The sequence below is a fragment of the Alteribacillus persepolensis genome, from assembly GCF_900099605.1.
GTDB lineage: Bacteria > Bacillota > Bacilli > Bacillales > Marinococcaceae > Alteribacillus > Alteribacillus persepolensis.
Map to the genome: position 1 here is coordinate 47,242 of NZ_FNDK01000002.1, position 22,517 is coordinate 69,758.

The 22,517-nt window shown below is 41.2% G+C and carries 19 protein-coding genes; 16 read left to right on the plus strand and 3 right to left on the minus strand.

The genetic code is table 11. The features are described from left to right. Window positions 1-42: 42 nt before the first annotated feature. Entirely contained in the window at window positions 43-1,047 is a 1,005-nt protein-coding gene (locus tag BLT18_RS03395) for a TAXI family TRAP transporter solute-binding subunit (RefSeq protein WP_175487358.1), read from the minus strand. Between the two features lie 29 nt (window positions 1,048-1,076). After that, window positions 1,077-1,910 carry an MBL fold metallo-hydrolase gene (locus BLT18_RS03400; protein WP_091271240.1) on the minus strand — a complete coding sequence of 278 codons (834 nt, stop codon included), beginning with the start codon at window positions 1,908-1,910 and terminating at the stop codon, window positions 1,077-1,079. 297 nt (window positions 1,911-2,207) lie between these two features. Here BLT18_RS03400 and BLT18_RS03405 point away from each other — a divergent pair, with 297 nt between their 5' ends. From BLT18_RS03405 to BLT18_RS03480, 16 genes are all read left to right on the plus strand, one after another. Further along, window positions 2,208-3,044, plus strand: a complete 837-nt coding sequence (locus BLT18_RS03405) for an MBL fold metallo-hydrolase (RefSeq protein ID WP_091271242.1) — start codon at window positions 2,208-2,210, stop codon at window positions 3,042-3,044. Between the two features lie 20 nt (window positions 3,045-3,064). Continuing rightward, window positions 3,065-4,048: a tripartite tricarboxylate transporter substrate binding protein gene (locus BLT18_RS03410; protein WP_091271244.1), complete on the plus strand. Its 984-nt coding sequence runs from the start codon at window positions 3,065-3,067 to the stop codon at window positions 4,046-4,048. A 61-nt stretch (window positions 4,049-4,109) separates the two neighbouring features. Beyond that, window positions 4,110-4,595 carry a tripartite tricarboxylate transporter TctB family protein gene (locus tag BLT18_RS03415; protein ID WP_091271246.1) on the plus strand — a complete coding sequence of 162 codons (486 nt, stop codon included), beginning with the start codon at window positions 4,110-4,112 and terminating at the stop codon, window positions 4,593-4,595. 56 nt (window positions 4,596-4,651) lie between these two features. Beyond that, complete coding sequence (locus tag BLT18_RS03420; protein ID WP_091271247.1) at window positions 4,652-6,136, plus strand: tripartite tricarboxylate transporter permease; 1,485 nt, start codon at window positions 4,652-4,654, stop codon at window positions 6,134-6,136. 32 nt (window positions 6,137-6,168) lie between these two features. Beyond that, entirely contained in the window at window positions 6,169-6,999 is an 831-nt protein-coding gene (locus BLT18_RS03425; protein WP_091271249.1) for an MBL fold metallo-hydrolase, read from the plus strand. Between the two features lie 187 nt (window positions 7,000-7,186). Then, complete coding sequence (locus BLT18_RS03430; RefSeq protein WP_245705163.1) at window positions 7,187-9,394, plus strand: helix-turn-helix domain-containing protein; 2,208 nt, start codon at window positions 7,187-7,189, stop codon at window positions 9,392-9,394. A gap of 122 nt (window positions 9,395-9,516) precedes the next feature. Beyond that, the gene (locus BLT18_RS03435; RefSeq protein WP_091271252.1) at window positions 9,517-10,371 is read left to right on the plus strand and encodes a 3-hydroxyacyl-CoA dehydrogenase family protein; all 855 of its coding nucleotides are present in this window, start codon (window positions 9,517-9,519) and stop codon (window positions 10,369-10,371) included. 20 nt (window positions 10,372-10,391) lie between these two features. After that, window positions 10,392-11,171, plus strand: coding sequence for an enoyl-CoA hydratase-related protein (locus BLT18_RS03440; RefSeq protein WP_091271254.1), 780 nt, complete (start codon window positions 10,392-10,394; stop codon window positions 11,169-11,171). A gap of 24 nt (window positions 11,172-11,195) precedes the next feature. Further along, window positions 11,196-12,377, plus strand: coding sequence for an acetyl-CoA C-acetyltransferase (locus tag BLT18_RS03445; RefSeq protein WP_091271255.1), 1,182 nt, complete (start codon window positions 11,196-11,198; stop codon window positions 12,375-12,377). 257 nt (window positions 12,378-12,634) lie between these two features. Beyond that, entirely contained in the window at window positions 12,635-14,143 is a 1,509-nt protein-coding gene (locus BLT18_RS03450) for a class I adenylate-forming enzyme family protein (RefSeq protein WP_091271536.1), read from the plus strand. Window positions 14,144-14,179: 36 nt separating this feature from the next. Beyond that, the gene (locus tag BLT18_RS03455) at window positions 14,180-15,553 is read left to right on the plus strand and encodes a xanthine/uracil/vitamin C permease (protein ID WP_091271257.1); all 1,374 of its coding nucleotides are present in this window, start codon (window positions 14,180-14,182) and stop codon (window positions 15,551-15,553) included. Between the two features lie 31 nt (window positions 15,554-15,584). Then, window positions 15,585-17,279: an acyl-CoA dehydrogenase family protein gene (locus tag BLT18_RS03460; RefSeq protein WP_091271258.1), complete on the plus strand. Its 1,695-nt coding sequence runs from the start codon at window positions 15,585-15,587 to the stop codon at window positions 17,277-17,279. Between the two features lie 43 nt (window positions 17,280-17,322). Further along, window positions 17,323-18,906, plus strand: coding sequence for a class I adenylate-forming enzyme family protein (locus BLT18_RS03465; protein WP_091271538.1), 1,584 nt, complete (start codon window positions 17,323-17,325; stop codon window positions 18,904-18,906). Window positions 18,907-19,143: 237 nt separating this feature from the next. Beyond that, window positions 19,144-20,268: a cupin domain-containing protein gene (locus BLT18_RS03470; RefSeq protein WP_091271260.1), complete on the plus strand. Its 1,125-nt coding sequence runs from the start codon at window positions 19,144-19,146 to the stop codon at window positions 20,266-20,268. A 24-nt stretch (window positions 20,269-20,292) separates the two neighbouring features. Beyond that, the gene (locus tag BLT18_RS03475; protein WP_091271262.1) at window positions 20,293-21,150 is read left to right on the plus strand and encodes a fumarylacetoacetate hydrolase family protein; all 858 of its coding nucleotides are present in this window, start codon (window positions 20,293-20,295) and stop codon (window positions 21,148-21,150) included. A 3-nt stretch (window positions 21,151-21,153) separates the two neighbouring features. Next, complete coding sequence (locus BLT18_RS03480) at window positions 21,154-21,558, plus strand: acyl-CoA thioesterase (RefSeq protein ID WP_091271264.1); 405 nt, start codon at window positions 21,154-21,156, stop codon at window positions 21,556-21,558. A 183-nt stretch (window positions 21,559-21,741) separates the two neighbouring features. Here BLT18_RS03480 and BLT18_RS03485 read toward each other — a convergent pair whose 3' ends face one another. After that, window positions 21,742-22,500, minus strand: coding sequence for an IclR family transcriptional regulator (locus tag BLT18_RS03485; RefSeq protein ID WP_091271266.1), 759 nt, complete (start codon window positions 22,498-22,500; stop codon window positions 21,742-21,744). Window positions 22,501-22,517 lie beyond the last annotated feature (17 nt).

The following is a 22,517-nucleotide window of genomic DNA, read 5'->3' on the forward strand; positions in this document are numbered from 1 at the left end:
CTCCTTTCTTAAGAGGTGATAAAAAGGTTTCTAATATTTAGATTATTGATTATAATCAATGTCATTGTCCTCAAAGTATCGAATAGCTCCATCGTGATACGGAAGGTCGTTGTCATGTATAATCGTATTTTCATCGATATTAAAAGTAGGATGGACTGCTTGTAATGTGTCTTGATTTTCCATGATTCCTTCGATGAAATGATAAACGATGTCATCATCAGTATGCTGATGGGTAATGAAATTTGAATAAAAAGAACCAATAAATAATTCTCTTTCTTGGCCTGCATATGTGCCTGCTTCTAATGTTACAGGTGAATAATAAGGATGTTCTTCAAAAAAAGACTCTGCTACATCGTGATCAATGGACAAAATATTAACATCTTCAGTCTGTGTAAGTTCTTGTACAGTAGGGGCAGGTACAGCACCAAATAACAGCCCAGCATCCACACTGCCTTCTGCTAGAGCCTCTTGTACTTCCGGTAAGCTTCCGAGCGGCAATGTTTCATATTCTCCTGCCAGCCCGTAAGCGTCTAAAAGGTGTTCCAAAAAATTACTGGGTGGTGTTTCCGGTGCTGGAATGCCGATGGTTTTTCCCTGCAAGTCATTAAAATCTTCTATAGAAGAATTGACAGCACTTACAACGTGCATCGTTGTTCCGCTTAAAAAACCGATGTTGCGCAGTCCTGTATGTTCCCCAGGCAGCTCTTCTGAATTGCCATTGTATAGTTCGGTTGCAGCCACATTCGCAGGTGCAGCAATCGCAGGTTCATGATTTTTTTCGCTTTCTAGCAGCAAATACATTAACTCGGTTGATCCACTGGTTGCTTCAGTAGAGAAGACAATGCGCCCGTCGAATTCTTTTTTATTGGTTAATACATTGGCAGTGCCTGCTGAGATAACATAGTTAATACCACTGGCTGAAGGGGTGTAAATTGGAACGACCCCCTCTTGTGAAGTTTTGCTGTCTGCTGATTGCTGCTCGGAACATGCAGCAAGTAAGAAGATTAAGCCAGTGAATAAAATCATTTTATACCAAAATGAAGTCATTCCAATTTCCCCTTTCCTCATCTTCAGATTTAGACGTGTATCGTCTGCAAGTCACTTGGTACAATCACTTCTCCTTCAAATTCCTTTTTTGCCTCTTCATATGCTTTTTTCGTGTCAACTCCCGGCAAAAAATGCGTTAATACAAGTGTCGACGCATTGGCCTCTTGAGCTAACTCACCGCATTGTTTAGGTGTACAATGCTCTTTTTGCAATTGTTCCCAGATGTGATTGACTTCTTTGCTGGCATTATTGCCATCATATTTGTTTGCGGCAAGACAGGCATCAAGCACAAATACATCTGCTTCTTTTGCCAGTCTAGGAACACTCTCTGTTGGAGCAGTGTCGCCTGCAACAGCAATAGTTTTGTCACCGGTTTCAAAACGAAAGCCATATGTTAGAACGTTATGAACCATTTGTTCGGCAGTGATTCTCTCAAAACCAAGTGGTAAGTCAATGTCGCCTGGTTCTTCTATCTCAATAATGGTGACATTTTCTTTTACTCCATCAGCGGGGCGGCCCAGTGACATGCGATAGTCAATATCTTCTGAAAACATTTCTAAAACGTGCCGGTGAAATTTTTTCATGCCTTTCGGTCCGATAACAGTTAATTTTCTACGTCCTTGAGCCCATCCAGTGATTAAAAAGTGAGCGTAATCGAGCGCATGGTCTGCGTGTAAATGTGTCATGAATAAATGGGTGATCTCATTGGGGCGTATGTTTACTTTTAACAATTGGTTAAATGTGTTGTAACCGCAGTCTATAAGAATCAGTTGGTCATCTGCTTGAATGATTTGAGCAGGACTTGATCTCTCCAAGGTAGGGCGCGGGCTCCCTGTACCTAGCATAGTTAATGTGATATTCATGTATTTTTCCTCCGTTTCGTTCTTGAATATAGTCCGCCCCTTTTGTTCGTTTTGAACAAAAGTTATGATGTGTTAGATTGTAAACGCTTCCTAAAAAATATTCAATAGAATTTTCAAATTTTTATAGAAATAAATCTAAACGGAGCATGAACGACAGTTCTTTCAACAAATATGAGGAATTTAATTTTTAATTTTGTACACGTTGTATGTTAACGAGAAAAAAATAATTGGTTATTATTGTTGTTAGAAATTACAGAAATATTTGAAAATGTAAGCGTTATCAGGAGGTTTTAAAGGATGGACCATATGAAAGTGATTATGCTGGGGACCGGCAGTCCAAGACCTGACATAGAAAGAGGAGGGGCTGCTCAAGTTTTGCTTGTAGGTAATAAGCCAATACTAGTCGATTGCGGCGAAGGGGCTACGAAACAATTAATGAAAGCAGGTATCCCGCCTGAAACAGTTAATGTAGTGTTTTTCACTCATTTACATTCTGATCACCTCATGGGTTACCAGCAATTTTTGCTGGGTGGTTGGACAGCAGGAAGAACACACCTCACCATTTATGGGCCGAGGGGATTAAAGAAGTTTCACGATACGACCTTATCTATGTTCGATGAAGATATTTCATACCGTACTTCTTTAGGGAAAAATCCGGAAGGGCTGCTGGATGTAAATGTGGTAGAAATCGAAGACACTGGAGAAATACCGACTGATTTGCCATTAAGTGTTTCGGCAGCAGAAATGGTGCACAACGTGAAAACATATGCTTATCGTTTTGAAAAGAATGGAAAGGCAGTCGTTTTTTCTGGGGATACGGCTCCCACACCAGTAATTGGTGATTTCTCTAAAGGAGCGGATATATTGGTTCAGGATGCAGCTATGGCTGTGAATGATGCATACAAACCACCGTTGTCAAGAGAACGTGAAATGATGTGGGAGAACCTGCAAAAAGAACATTGTACGCCAGGGCAAGCAGGTGAAATTGGTGAAAAAGCAGGAGTTAAACAGCTTGTGCTTACTCACTTTCTGCCGCGCATCGATAAAGAGCAAGCATATTTAGATGCTAAGAAAGTGTACAGTGGAAAAGTAATTGTGCCAGATGATCTTCAAGTTATAGAAATTGAAAAATAGAAAGAACGGGGGGAGTAAACGTGAATAAAAAAATGGGCAGTTATATCTTTACTTTGTTAACAGCCGCTCTTTTAGCTGTTTTAAGTGCTTGCGGGAATTCAACGGGAAGTTCGGAAACAGAAGCTTCATCTTATCCTGAAAAACCAATTAAAATTTCAGTTGGCTTTCCAGCTGGGGCAGTAACAGACACGGTAACAAGAACTATTGCTGAGTCACTGACAAAACAGCTGCCAAATGAAGTAGATGTAGCAGTTGAAAATAAACCAGGCGGTGGTGGTGTAGTAGCAGTTACAGACATTGTAAACTCTAATCCAAATGGGTACGAAATAGGATTTACACCTAATGGACCATTAACGATGCATACGCATTACGGAAACACCGCATACGACTATGATGACCCGACGCTTATTTCACAAGTAATTGTTAGTGATTTTATACTTGCCGTCCATCCAGATAGTGAGTGGAAATCGTTTGAGGAATTTTTAGAAAGTACAAAAGACAATCCTGGTTCTGTTTCGATCGGCACACCAGGGGATGGAAGCAGACCAGATTTAATTATGGACCAGTTGAAGGAGCAAGCGGGAATGGATGTCAATTCGGTACCGTTTGAGGGGAACGCTCCTGCTAGAACTGCACTAATGGGCAAAGATGTTGATGCTGTTATTTTAACAGAAACAGATATTTTACCTTACGCGGAAAGTGGAGAATTAAAAGCTTTATTGAACTTTGGTGAGAAGGAATTTGATGATATTCCTACAGCGCAGGAAAAAGGCTATGACTTGAATGCATCTGCAATATTTTTCTTCTATGGTCCAAACGATATGCCAAAAGAAATTGTACAAGCATTAGACGGTGCAATACAAAAAGCTATAGATGATCCTGCGGTAGTAGAATCATTTGAACAAGTAGGATTTGATATAAATTATAAAAGTTCAGAAGAGATAACAGAAATCATCAAAATGGAATATGAACAGTTAGGAAAATTGATTAATGGTTCTTCATAAGACGCCTTTTGAAATAACGCTGCTGTTCGATGTAACAGTTTTTTGAAGAGAGGGAGGAGGAATGAAAATTAATTGGAAAGAGATATTTCCTCAAGTGATAATGGCGCTCTTTGGGATCTTTCTAATATTAATCATCCCCTATCAAGTCGTAGATAACTCTGAACACAGTGTCGGGCCAGGTTTTTTTCCGACAGCTAGTGCGATTATTATTGTCGTTTTAAGTGTCGGATCGGTGATTGGAAAGATAGGGAAAGGAAAAGCGGTTCACCAGCAAACCAAACAACAGGTAGCGACGTCAAAAGAAAAAAGAAACAGCAAGGGAATTTGGCGGGTTGTTTTCATTACAGCAGGAATTTTCACATGGATATTCGTTATTCCACTCCTAGGCTTTTTTTTAACGACTTTACTGGCCACCTTGTATTTGATGGTTGTCATAGGGAATAGGAAAAAGCTGCAAATAGTCATGGTCTCTATCTTATTTACTTCTGGCTTGTATTATTTAGTGGAGCACTTACTGAAACTTTCTTTTCCTGAAGGGATAATGTAGGTCCGAAAAAGCCGTGGATACAATGTGCACGAGTAATTTTGGAAAGGGGGAAAACGATGGCAGAAAACATTCTTTATGGACTTACACATATATTTACTTGGCAAAACATGCTGTTTATTTTTTTAGGAATATTTGTAGGGCTGTTTGTTGGTGGATTGCCAGGGTTAAGTGTAACGCTGGCAGTTGCCCTGATGATTCCTTTTACGTTTGGACTTCCTCCTGAATCAGCAATATTGTTGTTGCTTGGAGTCTATTGTGCCGGGACATATGCTGGTTCTGTTGGAGCTGTATTATTAAGGACGCCTGGAACTCCAGCTTCAGCAGCTACAGCTGTTGATGGATTTGCTTTGTCTCAAAAGGGTGAAGCCGGCAAAGCATTAAATGTTTCATTGATAGCTTCTGTTACGGGTGGATTAATAAGCGGTATTTTGCTGCTGTTTGCCGCGCCGCAAATCGCAAAGTTTGCGCTAAACTTTGGACCTCCTGAATATTTTGCTCTTGCACTTTTTGGGTTAACCATTATTGCAAGCGTCAGCGGCAAATCTTTTAACAAAGGGTTAGTCATGGCTAGTCTTGGCGTTTTCATTGCTTCCATTGGATTAGACCCACTCGCAGGCAGTCAGAGGTTAACGTTTGGAAGCAGTGCTCTCTTGTCAGGAGTGAATATTATACCAGCACTAATTGGTTTGTTTGCTATTGCCGAAGTATTTAGACAAGTGGAAAAAGGCATGAAGAAAATTTCTACCCCTTCAAAGGTAGACAACGAAAAAATAGGCTGGCGTTTTTTAAGACCTTACAAACGGGTTATTTTTAAATCCAGCTTAATCGGCAGTTTCATTGGTTCTATCCCTGGAACCGGAGGAGCTATTGCTTCTTTTATTAGTTACAATGAAGCTAAGCGTACATCGAAAAATCCAGAACAATATGGAAAGGGCAGTTTAGAGGGGGTAGCAGCATCCGAAGCCAGTAATAACGGTACAACGGGAGCTACATTAATACCCATGATGACATTAGGGATACCTGGTGATGTCGTTACAGCAGTGCTGTTAAGTTCTCTGTTAATTCAAGGATTACAACCTGGGCCGGAGTTGTTTGAGCAGCACGGTGGAATGGTGTACACAGTGATGATTGGCTTTATTGTAGTCAACATATGCATGTACATTGTGGCAAAACTTTCTATTAGAGGATTTAAACGAATTACATTAGTGCCTTCCTCTATATTATTTCCAATTATCTTAGTTTTTTGTTTGGTAGGTTCTTTTGCTTATGATAACTCTATGACAGCTGTTTGGATTGCTGTTGCATTTGGTTTTATTGGCTATATTCTTCCTAAATTCGGTTATCCCGTCGTCCCGATGTTAATTGCAATTATTTTGGGGCCGCTGGCGGAAACTTCACTTCGTCAATCGTTAATTATGTCAGAAGGAAGCTTGGTTATTTTTACTGAAAGGCCTGTAGCTGTTGTTTTTCTTTTATTAGCAGTATTATCTGTATTCGTAGCCTTATATAATCATAGGAAAACGAGGCTGTCGGTACATTAAAAGGTGCAAAATGAAAAGGAGCTGAAACATCAATGGATCAGGAAGCAAAAGTAATCATGCTCGGAACAGGGGCTCCTGTTCCAAATCTAGAACGTATGCCTTCAGCAGAGTTGTTAATAATGGAGAACATTCCTATTTTAATTGACTGTGGTGAAGGAGCAACTACACAAATTATGAAAGCAGGGTTTCAACCACAAGATATACATCATTTGTTTTTTACGCATTTGCACTGCGATCATATGCTTGGTTACGGACAATTTTTGATTGGCGGTTGGACGTTAGGGCGGAAGAAATTAACTGTTTATGGGCCAAAAGGCACCCGGGATTTTCATGAAGCAGTACTTAGTACACTGCGCAGTGATGTAGAATATCGAAAGTCACTGGGACGATCCCCCGAAGGAATATTGGACGTTGAGATTATAGAAATAGAGGATGCAGGATTGGTTAATACAAGCCTGCCTATAGAGGTGACATGCGAAGAAATGGTACACTATGAACCTACTTTTGCATATCGCTTTCAGACCAAAGACAAGGCCGTTGTTTTTTCCGGAGATACTTCTCCCGTAAATGCGCTGGTACAGCTGTCAGAAGGAGCAGATGTCATTGTTCATGAATGCTGTTTAACATCTAATAGTGCTTATGAAGGTAACGATGAACAAGAGCATAGAATTTGGGAAAGCTTGCAAAGAGAACACTGTACACCTCAACAAGCAGCAGAAACAGCAAAAAAAGCAGGTGTTTCTACGTTAATCACCAATCATTTTCTTCCAGATATAAATGAAAGGCAGGTTTACGATGAGATAGCATCTGTGTTTAACGGTAATATTATTGTTAGTGAAGATCTCCAGGAAATAAAGCTGTAGGTAAGGGTTTTTTAATTAATAAGGATGATACCCCCTATATTCAATGGAAAATAAAGATGCAGAACATTTCCATTGGAATATAGGGTTTTTTTCTGTTATGAATGAAAGAGAAAGACTTTTTGATGTGTACGCCGCTTCATAAGAAATGTATGATGGAATACGATCAGGTGGAGGGGAGGATCGTGTTATGGTCAATAAGCGAGAGAAAGTAATGAAAAAAGTAGAAGACCATCTTCGCATGACATCCAGGCAGCTTGTTCAATTTGATACAGAGGAAGAGGCGCTGCAGTATTTAACAGATTCGTTTCAATCGGAATTAAGCTGTGATTTCGTCAGTGTGATTTTGATTGAGAATGAGAATTTAATTCCAAAAGTGTGGAGTGGTGAGCTGCAGTGGCTGAAGGAATCTTTTCCTTTGCCCATTCATGCGTGTTATGAAGGGCTGTTTCAGTCGAGTTTAACGTATAAAGACATCGACAAGGGAGAGTCATGTGCCTTTTTAGATCTATTAAACAGGGATAAGGTGAAAACGTGGTTTACCGTGCCGCTTCAGGATGAGTCCAACATTTACGGGTTTTGTGCGATTGGTTATTTAGAAGAAATTCCTTTATTGCAAATGAGTAATATATTTACTGAATTTGGCCGAGACGTAGCCGTCGCATTAACATTAGCCAAACAAAAAGAATCAGAACGAAAGAAAATGTGGGGCATGGAGTGGATGAACCAAAATATTTTGCTCGATGAATCGGTGGAGTCATTGGTATCAAAATTAGTAGAACGCACCGGGAAAGGAACCCAGGCGCAATTTGCAGGGATATATTTGTTTAACGATAAGGAGAATTGCTTTACATTTCAGCCTCCTGCATATGGGAAGCTAACGAAACCAATGTATATTAATGTGAAAGAAAACTATGAAATGAAAGAATACTTTCCTTACATAGAAACGCCAGGTGGAGATGAATTAACAGTTCCCATGGTATTGGATGTAAAAACCATTGGTGTGCTCCACGTAGAGCAAAAGAGAATGGGTAATGTTTTCACGAAAGAAGATAGAGAGATTTTGGAATTAATGGCGAATCATGTTGCTTCTACTCTAGAAAATATCCGTCTGTATAATAACGAAAAAAATCATAAAAAGAAGCTGCATGAATTATTGAACTATCAGCAGAAGTTAATTATTGAAACAGTGGAAAAAGATAATTTTGACGGTATTACATCCACATTAAGTGCTATTTTTGCTGAACCTGTTGTGTTGTTTGACCGGTTTATGCGTCCGATGTCTTTTGATGATACATTTGGCGACATCCACATAGACACCATTGCACGGGCTGCAGTCGAAGAAGTATCTCAGCTGCAGCAGCAAGACACTGCATTTATGCTAACAGTCTGTAAAGAAACGAATGTTTCGTTCTGGCCCATTAATGGCGGTGGTGATTTGTTAGGTTATCTTGCTGTTTGTGTCAACCAAAAAGAATTTGATGATTTTGACCGTTTGACAGTAGATCTTGTAAGAAACATTTACTCCATTCAATTTATTAAGCAAAAGCTGGTGCTGGATGCAAAAGAACAAGTGAAAGACAGTTTTATCAACAAACTGCTTGTAACATCCATTGAAAATAAAGAAAGCATTATTCAATACGCCAATATCTTTCAGTGGGATCCGTTTAAACATCACCGCGTTGCCGTATTGTCTGTAGATGTAAAACATCCCGGACACACAGATGAAGATATTCTAGCAGCACAAGCGACCAAGTCTTTAATGATGGATCAGCTAAAAACGAGAATTATGATGAACGAAAAGGATATACTGCTAGCCACAAAAGGTGATGACTATGTATTAATTGTACCGGCTGAAAAAGAAGAAAATACCCTTCAATATTGGAAGGCATTCAAAAAAAACATTGACCGGTGGCTGAAAACGGGGAGAGCAGACGGCCGTGCTTATTTGGGGATTGGAAGTATGGCAGAGAAAATAGAAGATTATTATGGGTGCTACCAAGAAGCAATGCAAGCGTTACATGTTGTCAAACAGCGCGATACAGAAAATGGCTGTGCTTTTTTTGAAAAGCTGGGATCTTATACGCTCCTGCACCACATTAAGGATATTGAGGCTGCTTCTTTGTTCATTAAAAAACAACTGTCCCCGCTGCTTTCCTACTCTGATGGGAAAAGCATGGACTTATTTGAAACGCTCAGAATTTACTTGCAGCACAATGGCAGCATAAAGAAAACATCGGAAGCACTTTATATTCATCGCAGTTCGTTGTTATACCGTTTGGAAAAAATACAACAATTATTGCAAATAGACATTAATGATTCTCAAAATCGTTTTGATTTAATGCTGGCTTATAAATTGTATGAGTTGAGTTCAGCAAATGAGGGACAGCTGGAATAATGCTTTTGTACATTTTGTATGAAAAAACAACTTTTTTTCCAACTTGGTGTATGTATTTTTTGAGGTAGCAGTTATTTATAATAAAAGTAGAAAATGGAACAAAACACAGGAGGGGGAAAACAATGAGTATTCAAAAAGTAGCTGTTGTAGGGGCAGGATCGATGGGAAGCGGTATTGCAAATCTTGCTGCTATGAATGGATATGGTGTTATTTTACGAGATATTAAGGAAGAGTTTTTAGATAAAGGTCTGTCTCGTATTGAAGCATTTATGGATAAAAGTGTTTCTAAGGGAAAAATGACAGAAGAGGAAAAATTAAAGGCATTAGAAAATATTCAAACAACGACAGATATTAACGCAGCAGCTGAAGCGGATTTTGTTATTGAAGCTGTAATTGAAGACATCGAGGTCAAAAAAAGTGTATTTTCTGAATTGGATGAAATCGTAAGAGAAGATGTTATTCTTGCAACAAACACGTCGTCTATGTCCATTACAGAAATCGCAAATGCCACGAAGCGTCCGGATCGTGTAGCGGGCATGCATTTTTTTAATCCAGCACAGCTCATGAAGTTAGTCGAAGTTGTTCGAGGCTTTTATACGAGTGATGAAACAGTAGAAGAGGTTAAAGAATTATCTAAAAAGTTAAACAAAGAGCCGGTAGAAGTGAAAAAAGATACACCAGGGTTTATTGTCAACCGCATTATGATACCGCAGTTTATTGAAGCCATTAAATTAGTTGAAGAAGGTGTAGCTTCTCCGGAAGATATCGATAAAGCTGTAACTCTTGGATTGAATTATCCAATGGGACCATTTACATTGCAGGACTTTGCAGGGGTAGATATTGGATACCACACAATGGAATATTTCCAGCAAGAATTTAACGAAGACCGATTTGCACCGCCAATGTATTTGAAACAATTAATGAGAACAGGAAGAGTCGGTAAAAAAGCAGGCGCTGGATTTTACGATTATAATTAATACCAACGGAGGGAATGCCAATGAGTTATGAAACAATTATCTGTGAAGTAGAAAATAATGTTGCAGTAGTAACGATTGATCGTCCGCCAGTGAATCCGCTGAATGGCCAGGTATTTCAAGAGTTAGCTGATGTGATGGATGAACTAGACCGTAACGATAATGTTCGGGCGATTGTTATAACAGGAAGCGGCGAAAAAGCGTTTGTTGCTGGCGCTGATATTAATGAAATGGCCTCTTTGGATGTAGTAGGCATTAATAAATCCAATCAGCAATCCCGAAGCGCATATTCCAAAATTGAAAACGTTAACAAACCGGTAATTGCTGCCATTAATGGTCTTGCTTTAGGCGGCGGCCTGGAATTAGCGCTCGTGTGTGATTTGCGTATATGTTCGGAAAAAGCGAAGTTCGCGTTCCCGGAAGTTGGCCTTGGTATTATTCCGGGCGGAGGCGGAACACAGCGTTTACAGCGAATCGTTGGTCAAGGCGTGGCGAAAGAACTTCTCTATTTTGGTGATATGTTTGATGCCCAGCGCGCTGAAGAGCTGCAGCTTGTAAACAAAGTAGTAGAGTCTGAAAAAGTAGTAGAAGAAGCGAAAAAATGGGCAGAAAAATTAACAGAACAGCCGCCTGTTGCTCTGCAAATGGTAAAAACAGCAGTGAATACTGGAGCAAGCCTTGATTTGGAGTCTGGCTTAACATTAGAAAACCATTGTTTTTGTAATGCATTTGTGTCAGAGGATGCCAAAGAAGGGCTTACAGCTTTCTCAGAAAAGCGCAAGCCGGTCTTTCAAGGAAGATAAAAAGCAGAGAGGAGGAAAAAAGACATGGCAGAAGGCATTGTATTACTGGAAGGAGCACGCACGCCGTTTGCAAATATCTCAGGGTCTTTTCGCGGGATAACAGCAACTGAACTAGGGGTGCACGCTGCAAAAGGAGCTATAGAGAAAGCCGATATCTCTGCAGAAGATATTGATCATGTGGTGTTTGGCAACGTACAGCAGTCCAGCAAGGATGCACATTTGTTGGCAAGACACGTTGGTCTGAAATCTGGAACACGCCAAGACGTACCCGCTGTTACGATTAATCGTGTATGCGGAACGGGGGTTGAGGCTATCTTAGCTGGTGCCCGCCACATTCTAGCAGGAGAAGCACAAGTAGTATTAGCCGGCGGGACAGAAAGCATGAGTCAAGTGCCGCATGTTGTTCCAGGCATGAGATGGGGAAGTCCGCTGGGCGGTCCGAAGATGGAAGATTGGTTGTGGGATGGCTTACTGGATACAAATGCTGGCTGCACCATGGCAGAAACCGCAGAGAACTTAGCTGAAAAATACAGCATCAGCCGCGAAGAAGTGGATGAGCATGCGCATGCCAGTCATCAACGGGCTATTGCTGCTAGAGAAAAAGGTTATTTAGCAGAAGAAATTGTCCCGGTTACCGTGAAGGGAAGAAAAGGCGATGAAGTGATTGAAGAGGATCAACATGTTCGTGAAACAAGCATGGAACAGCTCGGTAAATTAAAGGCTCGCTTCATAGAAAACGGAGTGGTGACACCAGGTAATGCGAGCGGTATGGTAGATGGAGCAGCAGCTGTAGTTATTGCATCGGAAAGCTATGCCGAACAAAAAGGGTTAACGCCGATAGCACGTTTGAAGGCTTGGGACGTTGTTGGTGTGGAACCAAAATATATGGGGATCGGTCCTGTTCCAGCCATTCAAGGCGCTTTGAAAAAGGCAGATTTGTCCTTAGGCGACTTGGGCTTAATTGAAATAAACGAAGCTTTCTCTGCTCAATACTTAGCTTGTCAAAAAGAGCTTGGGTTTGATCTGGAGCAAGGAAACGTAAATGGAGGAGCTGTTGCTATCGGCCATCCGCTGGCTGCAAGCGGCACGCGTATTTCATTGACGCTGGCCTATGAATTAAAACGAAGAAATGCAGCGTATGGTGTTTCCGCTGTCTGTATCGGCGGAGGTCAAGGGATTGCAGCGATTTGGGAGAGCATATCATAAAAAAGCAAGTAAGGGGACAGCACTGCTGTTTCCCTTTCAGAAGGTGAGAAAGTATCAAAGTTGGCGTTTTCATGGTCTGGCGCAAGCACCTGCTCGCCCGAGATTCTTCTGATTCGTTTTGGAAAGAAACAATCAGCCGGGTCCTCGAGAGTGAATCGATCGTGACCAAGGCGCTTGCGTTTTTCTTACCGCCTGTGCGTGTTGAAAGGGGAGTGTAAGCCTTGAATCCGAAAGATTGGTCTGTTTCACAAACATTAATGCATGCAGCAAAAATATATGGAGAAAAAGAAGCGCTGTTTGATTTAAAGAGACGAATGACATATCAAGAGCTGGATACAGAAAGCGGCCGCTTGGCTGCGGGACTGAAAGAGCTTGGAGTGGCCAGAGGAGACCGTATTGGTATATGCCTGCCTAATTGGAATGAAACAGTTGTCCTTTTCTTTGCTGCAGCAAAGATTGGAGCGACGCTGGTACCTTTTAACCCGATGTATCGATCACATGAAATTGAATATATCCTTGAAAACTCCAAGCCTCACGTTTTATTTATTTCCCGTGCATTTGAAAAGCAGGTGAGCCTGTCACAGGCTGCATCACTTGTTCACCATGTGATAGCGGTTCGTTTTAAACATAAAGGAATGCTTTCGTATAGCGAAATAATTGACCGGAATGAAAAGGAGATGGTTCGTGAGCCGATCGACGTTGATGAAGATGTGTTTTGTATTCTCTATACGTCTGGAACGACAGGAATGCCAAAGGGTGTTATGACCGTTCATCGCAGCGTCGTACAATGTGCTTTTACCGTATCGGAAGAAATGCACTGTAATGAAAATGATGTTTTCATTGTTCCGGCGCCGCTGTTCCATATTTTTGGTATTACATGCAATGTCATGACGGCCATTGCTTCGGGAGCCAGGATGATTTTGCTCGAAAAATACCATCCAAAAACTGTGCTTCAACTAATTGAAAAAGAACAGGTTACCGTTCATCAAGGCGTGCCGACGATGTTTTTAAAAGAATTGGACCAAGAGGATTTTATCAACTATGATTTGTCCACCCTGCGGACGGGAATGGTAGGTGCTGCCCCTATATCGCCTGAACAAGTTCAGAAAATTAGGAAAGAAATGAATTTTGAACTTTGTCAGTCATTTGGTATCACAGAAACAGGAAGTGTGACGATTACGCGGCACGATGATGACGAAAAAACGATCACCGAAACAGTAGGAAGGCCTTTGCCTGGAATCACTGTAAACATTGTGGATGAAAACCGAAAGCCGCTTCCTCCAGGAGAAGTTGGTGAAATAGCGGTATACAGCTTCGGAAACATGAAGGGATACTACCAAATGCCTGAAAAAACAAGGGAAGTTCTTGATGATGAAGGATGGTTTTATACAGGGGACCTTGGAATATTAGATGAGAAAGGAAATGTACGATTTGTTGGCCGCCAAAAAGAACTCATTATCCGGGGTGGATTAAACATTTACCCGCAAGAAATTGAAGCTGTTCTTTTAAAGCATCCAGAAATAAGCGAGGCCGCTGTGATAGGGCTGCCCGATGATGTCTTAGGAGAAAGAGCATGTGCTGTTATTCAATTGAAGCCGGAGCGATCATGCACAGAAGATGATATTAAACAATACGTCGCAGAAAGAATCGCTACGTATAAAGTGCCTGAGAACATATTATTTTCTTCTGAGTTCCCAGTAACTGCCAGCGGAAAAATTCAAAAAGGGAAACTCAAAGAGCAAGTATTAGAGCACATAAACGCATAAAAATGAAAACGCTTTAAAAATAAAGGGGTGACGAGCATGGCGCTTTATAAACGTAAGGATGGCGGGGAACAGCCTTATTGGCCGGTTGGGAAATACAAAATGCGGCTGCCATTTATTCACTATCGTCTAGAAGCACCTGAGCTGATACAAGGGCTGGTTATTTTCACAATTGGCCTCAGTATGATTGAAATCATGACAAATGTTGTTGGGATGTCTTATCAAGCTGCATTAACGGTAACAATTTTTAGTCAGTTTTTAATGCTGATTCCGCCTATGTTTGGCGTGCCGTTTGTTACAGGTTTTATTACCCCGTTGATTCCGGTACTTGTATTGTTTTTAAGTGATTTTGAACCCGGGCCACAGGCTATTCAAGCACTGATTGCCGTTCAACTATTAGTAGCTGTTATATTTCTTGTGCTAGGTATTACAGGACTTGGTCGAACATTTATTACGAAACTGCCCACTTCTTTGAAAGCCGGGATTTTAATAGGGGCAGGTATCACAGCGATTATGACGGAAATCGAAGAGGGAGGACGTTTAGCTGAAACACCCATTACGTTAATTGCAGGTGGTTTGTTGTGTTTATACATTATGTTTTCTCTTTCATTTAAACGAATATATCAAAAAAATAAAGTGCTCAAATTTATTGCAAACTACGGCATTATGCCTGCTGTGGTTGTAGCAATGATTATTGGCTGGGTGAGCAGTGAATACCCGTCTCCGCAGATAGAGTGGGGCATCACCGTTCCGTCGCTTTCGGAAATGTGGGGAGTCAGCCCGTTTGCTGTCGGTTTCCCGGGAGCAGAATTGTTCTTAGCAGCATTTCCTACAGCGGTTCTCGCTTACATTATTGCATACGGAGATATTGTGGTCGGGCAAAAGTTAATTGAGCGCGCAAACAATTCCCGAAGAGATGAAAAAATCCGATATGATCTAAACCAAGTACACGTACTGACATTTGTACGTAACTTTCTGCACTCTTTATTCTTGCCGCATCCCGGACTGGCAGGCCCTATTTTTACAGCAGGGACAGCATCTGTCGCGGAGCGTTATACGTTTGGAAGACGCGCCATGGATTCAATTTTTTCAGGGACAAATTCGCTGCTTATCTCTCTTGCCCTGGCTATATTCATTCTTCCGCTCGTTACGCTGTTTCAGCCTTTCTTGCCAATTGCTTTATCTATTACGCTCATTCTTACTGGATATCTTTGTATCAACATTGGAATACAGCAGGTAAGAACAGAAGCTGAGATTGGAGTAGCCGGTGTGATGGCGATTGTTTTAGCAGTGTATGGGGCTGCATACGGTCTTGCAGCAGGGCTGGTGCTTTATTTCTTCATTCAACGCTCTTCTCTGTTCAAAAAAGAGGGTTCCCATGAAGATGAAACGTTAGAAAAAGATGCTGGTTAAACACTAATGACATGTATAGGAGGCGGATGGAATGGAAAAAACAACACAAACTTTTCAAGGCAATGCATTCTACAATACTGTTCACATTAACGATACGTTTACAGTAGAAGACTTTAGCGAAGAACATGAACTGATGGCATCGACGGTTGACAGTTTCGTAGAACAAGAGGTAATGCCTGTTCTGCCTGAGATGGAAAAGCAGCAGTTTCAACCGTCTGTGGATCTATTGAAAAAAGCAGGGGAACTAGGGCTTTTAGGAGTCGATATTCCAGAAGATTGTGGAGGTCTTGCGTTAGATAAAATCAGTTCCGTTATTATTATGGAAAAAATGGCAAAAGCCCGGTCATTTTCCGTGACGTATGGAGGTCAAGTAGGCATTGGCTCTCTTCCTATTGTTTTGTACGGTACAAAAGAACAGCAGCAAAAATACTTGCCAGATGTGATGACAGGAGAGAAAATTGGCGCCTATGCACTGACAGAACCTGCAGCGGGGACAGACGCTGTCAGCATTAAAACGACCGCTTATTTGTCGGAGGATTGCCAATATTATGTAATAAATGGAGAGAAACAATTCATTACAAACTCTAGGTTTGCTGATTTTTTTGTATTGTATGCAAAAGTGGATGGAGAAAAGTTTACGGTATTTATTGTTGAACGTGATACAGAAGGTTTAACAATAGGTGCAGAAGAACAAAAGATGGGTTTAAAAGGATCATCTACTGCTTCTCTCATTTTAGAAGATGTGAAAGTTCCGGTTGAAAATGTGCTCGGTGATATCGGGAAAGGACATCGCATTGCCTTTAACATTTTAAATATCGGCCGTCATAAAATTTCTGCCAGTTGTGTAGGAAGCGCCAAACGGGCGCTGGAATTAGCAGTCAATTATGTAACAGAAAGAAAACAGTTTCAACGCTCTTTAGCTGACTTTCCATTAATCAAGGAAAAGATTGCTGTGATGGCTAGTAAACTATTTGCTGCAGAGAGTATGGTTTATCGGACAGCAGGGGAACTAGAAAAAGGTGCACAGTTTGGAAAGGAACATGGTATTAAGTTTCATCAACTATTAAAAAACTATGCACAAGAATGTTCTGTTAACAAAATTTTCGCTTCTGAAATGCTCGATTATGTCGTAGATGAAGCATTGCAAATGCATGGGGGATATGGATATATCTCGGAATATGAAATAGAAACACTGTACCGGGACGCGAGAATCAACCGAATTTTTGAAGGTACGAATGAAATCAACCGCGTAGTAGCTGCGAGCACAGCACTTCAAGCAGAAGAAGGGTTTCCGGCAGAACGGGAGATAGAAGGAAGACAGTCGGATCGTTTAGATTATGAGTGGTCCCTGCTTCATTTATTACGGGAGATAACGAGTTTGATCGTCACTTATGGGAAAGAGAAGGGGGTGCATGAAGACCAGCAAATGCAAGCCCTGTTAGCAGACTTAATAAAAGCTGTATATGCGGTGGAAAGCAGCCTTGTCCGCGTAGAAAAACAAATTCTCCATAACCATAAAAATACCGAACAAAGTGAGCGGCTTGTGAGAATTTTTACGCTGGAAGCAGTGTCAGAATCCGCTGTAAGAGTGCTGTTAGAAATGAAACAATCAGGAGAAAACGTCCTCCTGAAAACAACAGAGCTCCTAGATAAAGTGAAGCAAAGCGATATAGACGTGCAAAAAGAAAAGCGGGATATTGCAGATAACATTAGCAGAAACAGCTGATAAAGACCGGCAAAAATCAAAAAGAAGGGGTTGGCTGATAGCTATGAAAGATTATTCTCTTGTTCCTGCTGCTCATGAACTATTAAAACGCGGGGCAGAACGTCACCCAAACCAGGAAGCAGTGTATGATGGAACACGAAGGCTGTCCTATGCGGAATTAGAAAAAGAAAGTGCTGCACTGGCACAGGCTCTGCTCAGTTTAGGAGTAGAAAAAGGTGACCACGTCGCTGTCAGTCTGCCAAACTGGCATGAATTTACCGTTGTGTTATTTACACTATCAAAAATCGGGGCAGTGATTGTTCCGCTGAACACAAAATATAAAGAGACTGAAATGGAGTATATTTTAACAAACGCTAAAGTCAAAGCTGCTTTTTTTTGTGAATCAGCAGAGGATAATCCGCTGGCAGAGCACTTTTTCCGTATTTCCGAAAAAAGCAAGTATGTAGAGCATTTCATTACTGTCCGGTTTGAACACGAGCGTGCGCATTCTTATCATTCGCTTGTCGACTACGGACAGGGGCAGGACAGAGAACTTCCAGATGTGTCCTCAAAACAGCCGTTTGCCATCATGTACACATCTGGTACAACCGGAAAGCCGAAAGGTGCTGTTTTGACGCATTATAATGTCGTAACGACAGCTGAAATGACAAGTGAGTTCATGGAATGTACCTCTGATGACGTCTTTTTAGTGCCGGTTCCCCTGTTTCACATATTTGGAATGGTCCCAAGTATTTTAACAGCAGCAGCGGCCAGTTCAAAAATTGTATTGCTGGAGTCGTTTAAAGCAGAAAAAGCACTGCAATTAATTGAACAAGAGAGAGTTACCGTTCATCATGGGGTGCCGACAATGTTTATCTTAGAGTTAAACCATCCTCGCTTGCAAACGTATGATTTAACATCGCTAAGAACCGGAATTGCTGCGGCAGCTCCTGTTCCAGAAGAAATTGTCAAAAAAATTAGAAAAGAAATGAATTGTGAGATTCTCGTATCATACGGAATGACAGAGGCATCTCCTTGCTTAACGGCTACGACGTTTGATGATCCGGATGAACTTCGTGCTGAAACTGTAGGGAAGGCGATGCCAGGTGTAGAATTGAAAATCGTAGAACAGCAGTCTCGTGAGTCTGTGAAACCAGGAGAAGTAGGAGAAATAGTCGCAAGAACACCTGGTATTATGAAAGGATACTATGAAATGCCGGAAAAAACGAGCGAAGTATTAAGCAGCGACGGCTGGTACGCTACCGGAGATTTAGGAACGATGGATGAGGATGGATATGTTCGAATTGCCGGCAGAAAAAAAGATTTAATCATCCGGGGCGGCTATAATATTTATCCGCGTGAGGTAGAAGAATATTTCTACAAACATCAAGCTGTTTCAGAAGTGGCAATTATAGGGCTTCCAGACAGTGTTTTAGGAGAGGTCAGCTGTGCTGTAATCAAGTTGAAAGAGGAAAAAGCAGCAACAGAAGATGACATGCGTTCGTTCATTCGTGATAAAGTAGCGTATTATAAAGTTCCGGATAAATTTGTATTCGTACCTTCGCTTCCTATGACAGCTTCGGGGAAAATAAGCAGGATAGCACTGCAAAAGCAAATGAAACAGGAATTGGAAACGGAATTAAAGTAAAACAAGGGAATAGACAAAAAATTGCCACCCCCCTCTTCTGGAAGGAGGATGGCAATTTTTTATGACAGAACGGTTTCTGTTTTCGTTGAAAAAGATTGTGTTAGGCTGTTAAACGTTTACATAAATATAGGTTTATCTATTGACAAAAACAGAAGATATTCTATATTATCATAAATAAGTAATTAAGTTCTCTTATTTTGGAATTGTTATTTGTGCTTTAAAAAGGAGCGTGCTGGCATGAACAAACAAGTATTCAGTGAGGCAGAAGTAAAGCAGTATTATGAAAACATGAAAAACGATTCAATCGGGCCGCTGTGGCATGATTTGGGACATATGGTGACAAAGGAGCCTGTTCATGATGTGGAACCGTATTTATGGAAATGGAAAACGATACGTGATTATGCGATGACAGCGGGAGATTTGCTAGAGCCTGGTAAAGATGCAGAGCGCCGAGTTGTCTATTTACAAAATCCAAGCTTGTTAAAGCGCGGATTGGTAGGATATGGGACACACACGTTATATGCCGGCATCCAGCTGCTGCTGCCAGGAGAAATGGCTCCATCCCATCATCACTCTCAAACGGCTATTCGCTTTATCATTGAAGGTGACGGAGGAGCGTATACAGCTGTAAATGGAGAGCGGTCTTACATGAAGCGGGGTGACATGATTTTAACACCGGCTTGGACGTGGCATGAGCACAAGCATGAAGGTACAGAACCAATGTTTTGGATGGATGGCCTTGATGTAGGGTTAGTGCGTACGCTCGCGGCATCGTTTTTTGAACCATATGAAGGAGGTTTTTACCCAGAAGAACCGCCTGAAAACTATTCGACGAAAAAGCTGACTGGAGGAGCTTTTGCGGCAAAAGGAGAAACAGTAAAACCGGGATATCCATCCCCAATTTTCAATTACACGTGGGAAAGAGCACAGTATGAGCTAGAGCAGCTAAGCAAATCAACAGATAACGAGGACCCATTTGACGGGTATGCGATTGAGTATATTAACCCTACAACGGGCGGGCCTGCTGATTCCCGGATTGGCACGATGATGCAAAAACTCCTGCCAGGACAGCATACAAAATCGCACCGTCATGTGCACAGCTGTATCTACCATGTGTTAGAAGGAAGCGGTTATACTGTAATAGATGGAGAAAAATTTGAATGGGAAAAAGGAGACTTTTTTATTCTGCCGCCATACAGCTGGCATGAACATGTCAATGAAGGCCAGGAAGATGCTCACTTGTTCTCTATTAATGATAAGCCGGTGATGGAAAAGCTGGAGTTGGAATTTGGTGATGAATACAAAGACAACAATGGGCATCAACCGATTGAAAAAGTCTTTCAGCCATCCGACAGCATGTAAAATGAAAACACTAGAGGTGAAACGATGAAACTAGCTATTTTTAATAATCAGTTGTTTGGAGTTGTAAAAGGCGATACAATTACGGATGTATCAGACATTGTTAACTGGAATTCTGAGTCCCCGTTTGAATCATTGGTATACGTAATGGAAAACTTCGATGCATACAAAAAAGATTTGGAATTGGCTGACAACAAAGAAAAAACATATAATCTGGCTGATGTGACGTTACAGGCACCAGTTCCTTCTACCGGTAAAATTTGGGCTGCGCCTGTTAATTATCAAAAACACCAAGAAGAGATGAACAAACAGTTTAATAACGCTCCACGTACGATTGAAGAATTAAAATTGTTTTTGAAATCCCCGTCCTCTCTTTCAGGACCGGAAGAACCTATTCGTCTGCCGCTGAAAGGTCGACGCACCGACCATGAGGCAGAACTGGGTTTTGTGGTTGGCAAAAAAGCACGAAATGTAAAAGCATCAGAAGCCAAAGATTACATTTTTGGTTATTTTGCTTTATTAGACATTTCCATACGCGGTAATGAAGAACGAACGTGGCGCAAATCATTTGATACGTTCACACCGATTGGCCCGTGGATGGTGACAGCAGATGAAATCGAAGATCCAAATAATTTGGATTTAAAGTTGTGGGTAAATGATGAGATTCGCCAAGACGGAAGCACGAAACATTTAATCTATGACTGCTATAAATGTTTTGAAGCAGCCACCCAAAACATGACATTATATCCAGGCGATATTATTGCGACAGGAACCCCAGAAGGAGTCGGCCCGATTCAAGACGGTGATAACGTTCGCATTCAAGTAGAAAATGTAGGTGAATTTACTGTACCAGTGACAGCAGGGGATGCCATCGAGGAGGAGTAAAAGGTGAAAAACATTTATGATATTAAGGTGACTTGGGGAGACACAGATGCCGCAGCTATTGTGTTTTATCCAAACTTTTATAAATGGATGGACCAAGCAACTCATGAGCTGTTTGCTGCAGCTGATTTATCGATATTGTCGCTGCAAAAAGAAGAGAATATTATCCTTCCATTGTTAGAAACATTTTGTCAGTTTAAATCACCATTGGAATATGATGATAGAGTTAGTATCCACTCGGAAGTAACAGAAATTAACAAGAAAGTTTTTACTATCACACATCAATTTAAAAAAGGTGATCACGTAGTAGCAGAAGGATATGAAAAGCGGGCATGGACAAAAGCAGAAGACGGCGCTCCGCCAAAAGCAGCAGCCATGCCTGCACACATACAGGATGTTCTCTTAGGATAAACAGAAAATGATTAACATGTTCTTGATTTTATAAGAAAAGCTGTTCCAGAACACACTGGAACAGCTTTTTTGCGTGAGAGACACCGGGAAATCAACGGAAGCGTGCCGCAGCATTTCGTATGTGGGCAAGCGCATCAGCATCCGCATTGAAACTGTACGCAGTACCAGCTGGTTTTTGGCGGTTTAGAGCTTTCCCCCGAATACAGATGATACCTCTTTGCTCTTTTCAAGCAAGTACAGACTTAACTCATGGTCAGTTGATTGCGGAATGGCATCTGCAAAACCAACAACGATAATGCTGCCTATAATATCGTCATTGTAATTAAAGATCGGAATCGCCACAGAAGAAATAGAAGAAGCTAATGCTTCCTTTGCAAAGGAAATTTTTTGCTCTTGAATGATGTCCAGCTCTTCATCAAGCCATTGCCGGTCCTTTTTATCCCAATTTGCTTGCTGGTCATTCTTCCAGGCTTCTATCATTGGATTGTTCATAAAAGCAGCAAACAATTTACCAGCGGCTGACTGAATAGGAAGAATGGATCCTACTTGACCGCCTAAATTTAAGCCGAGGCTGCTATGAATCATTTTTGTAATCATTGGCCCTGACTGCGTCCACACCGTGAGTAAGGTTGTTTCTTTCGTTTTCAAATTAATTTGTTGTAAAAATGAATTCGTTTTTGTCACAACATCCTCTTTATTAACAGCAGCCATGCCATATTGAATTAATGTGCTCCCAAGCGTATACATGCCTGTATTGTCGTCTCTGTGCAATATGCCCAGTGAGGTTAATGTATGTAAGTACTTATAAAGATTACTCTTTGTGATCTTGGTTTCATGGTGTATATCATTAAATTTCATCGGTATTCCGCGTTCGACCATTAAATCGATAATCGAGAAGCCGACAAGAAGTGATTGTACTTGCGTATTTTTCTTTTCTGCCATGGACCCATACCTTCCTT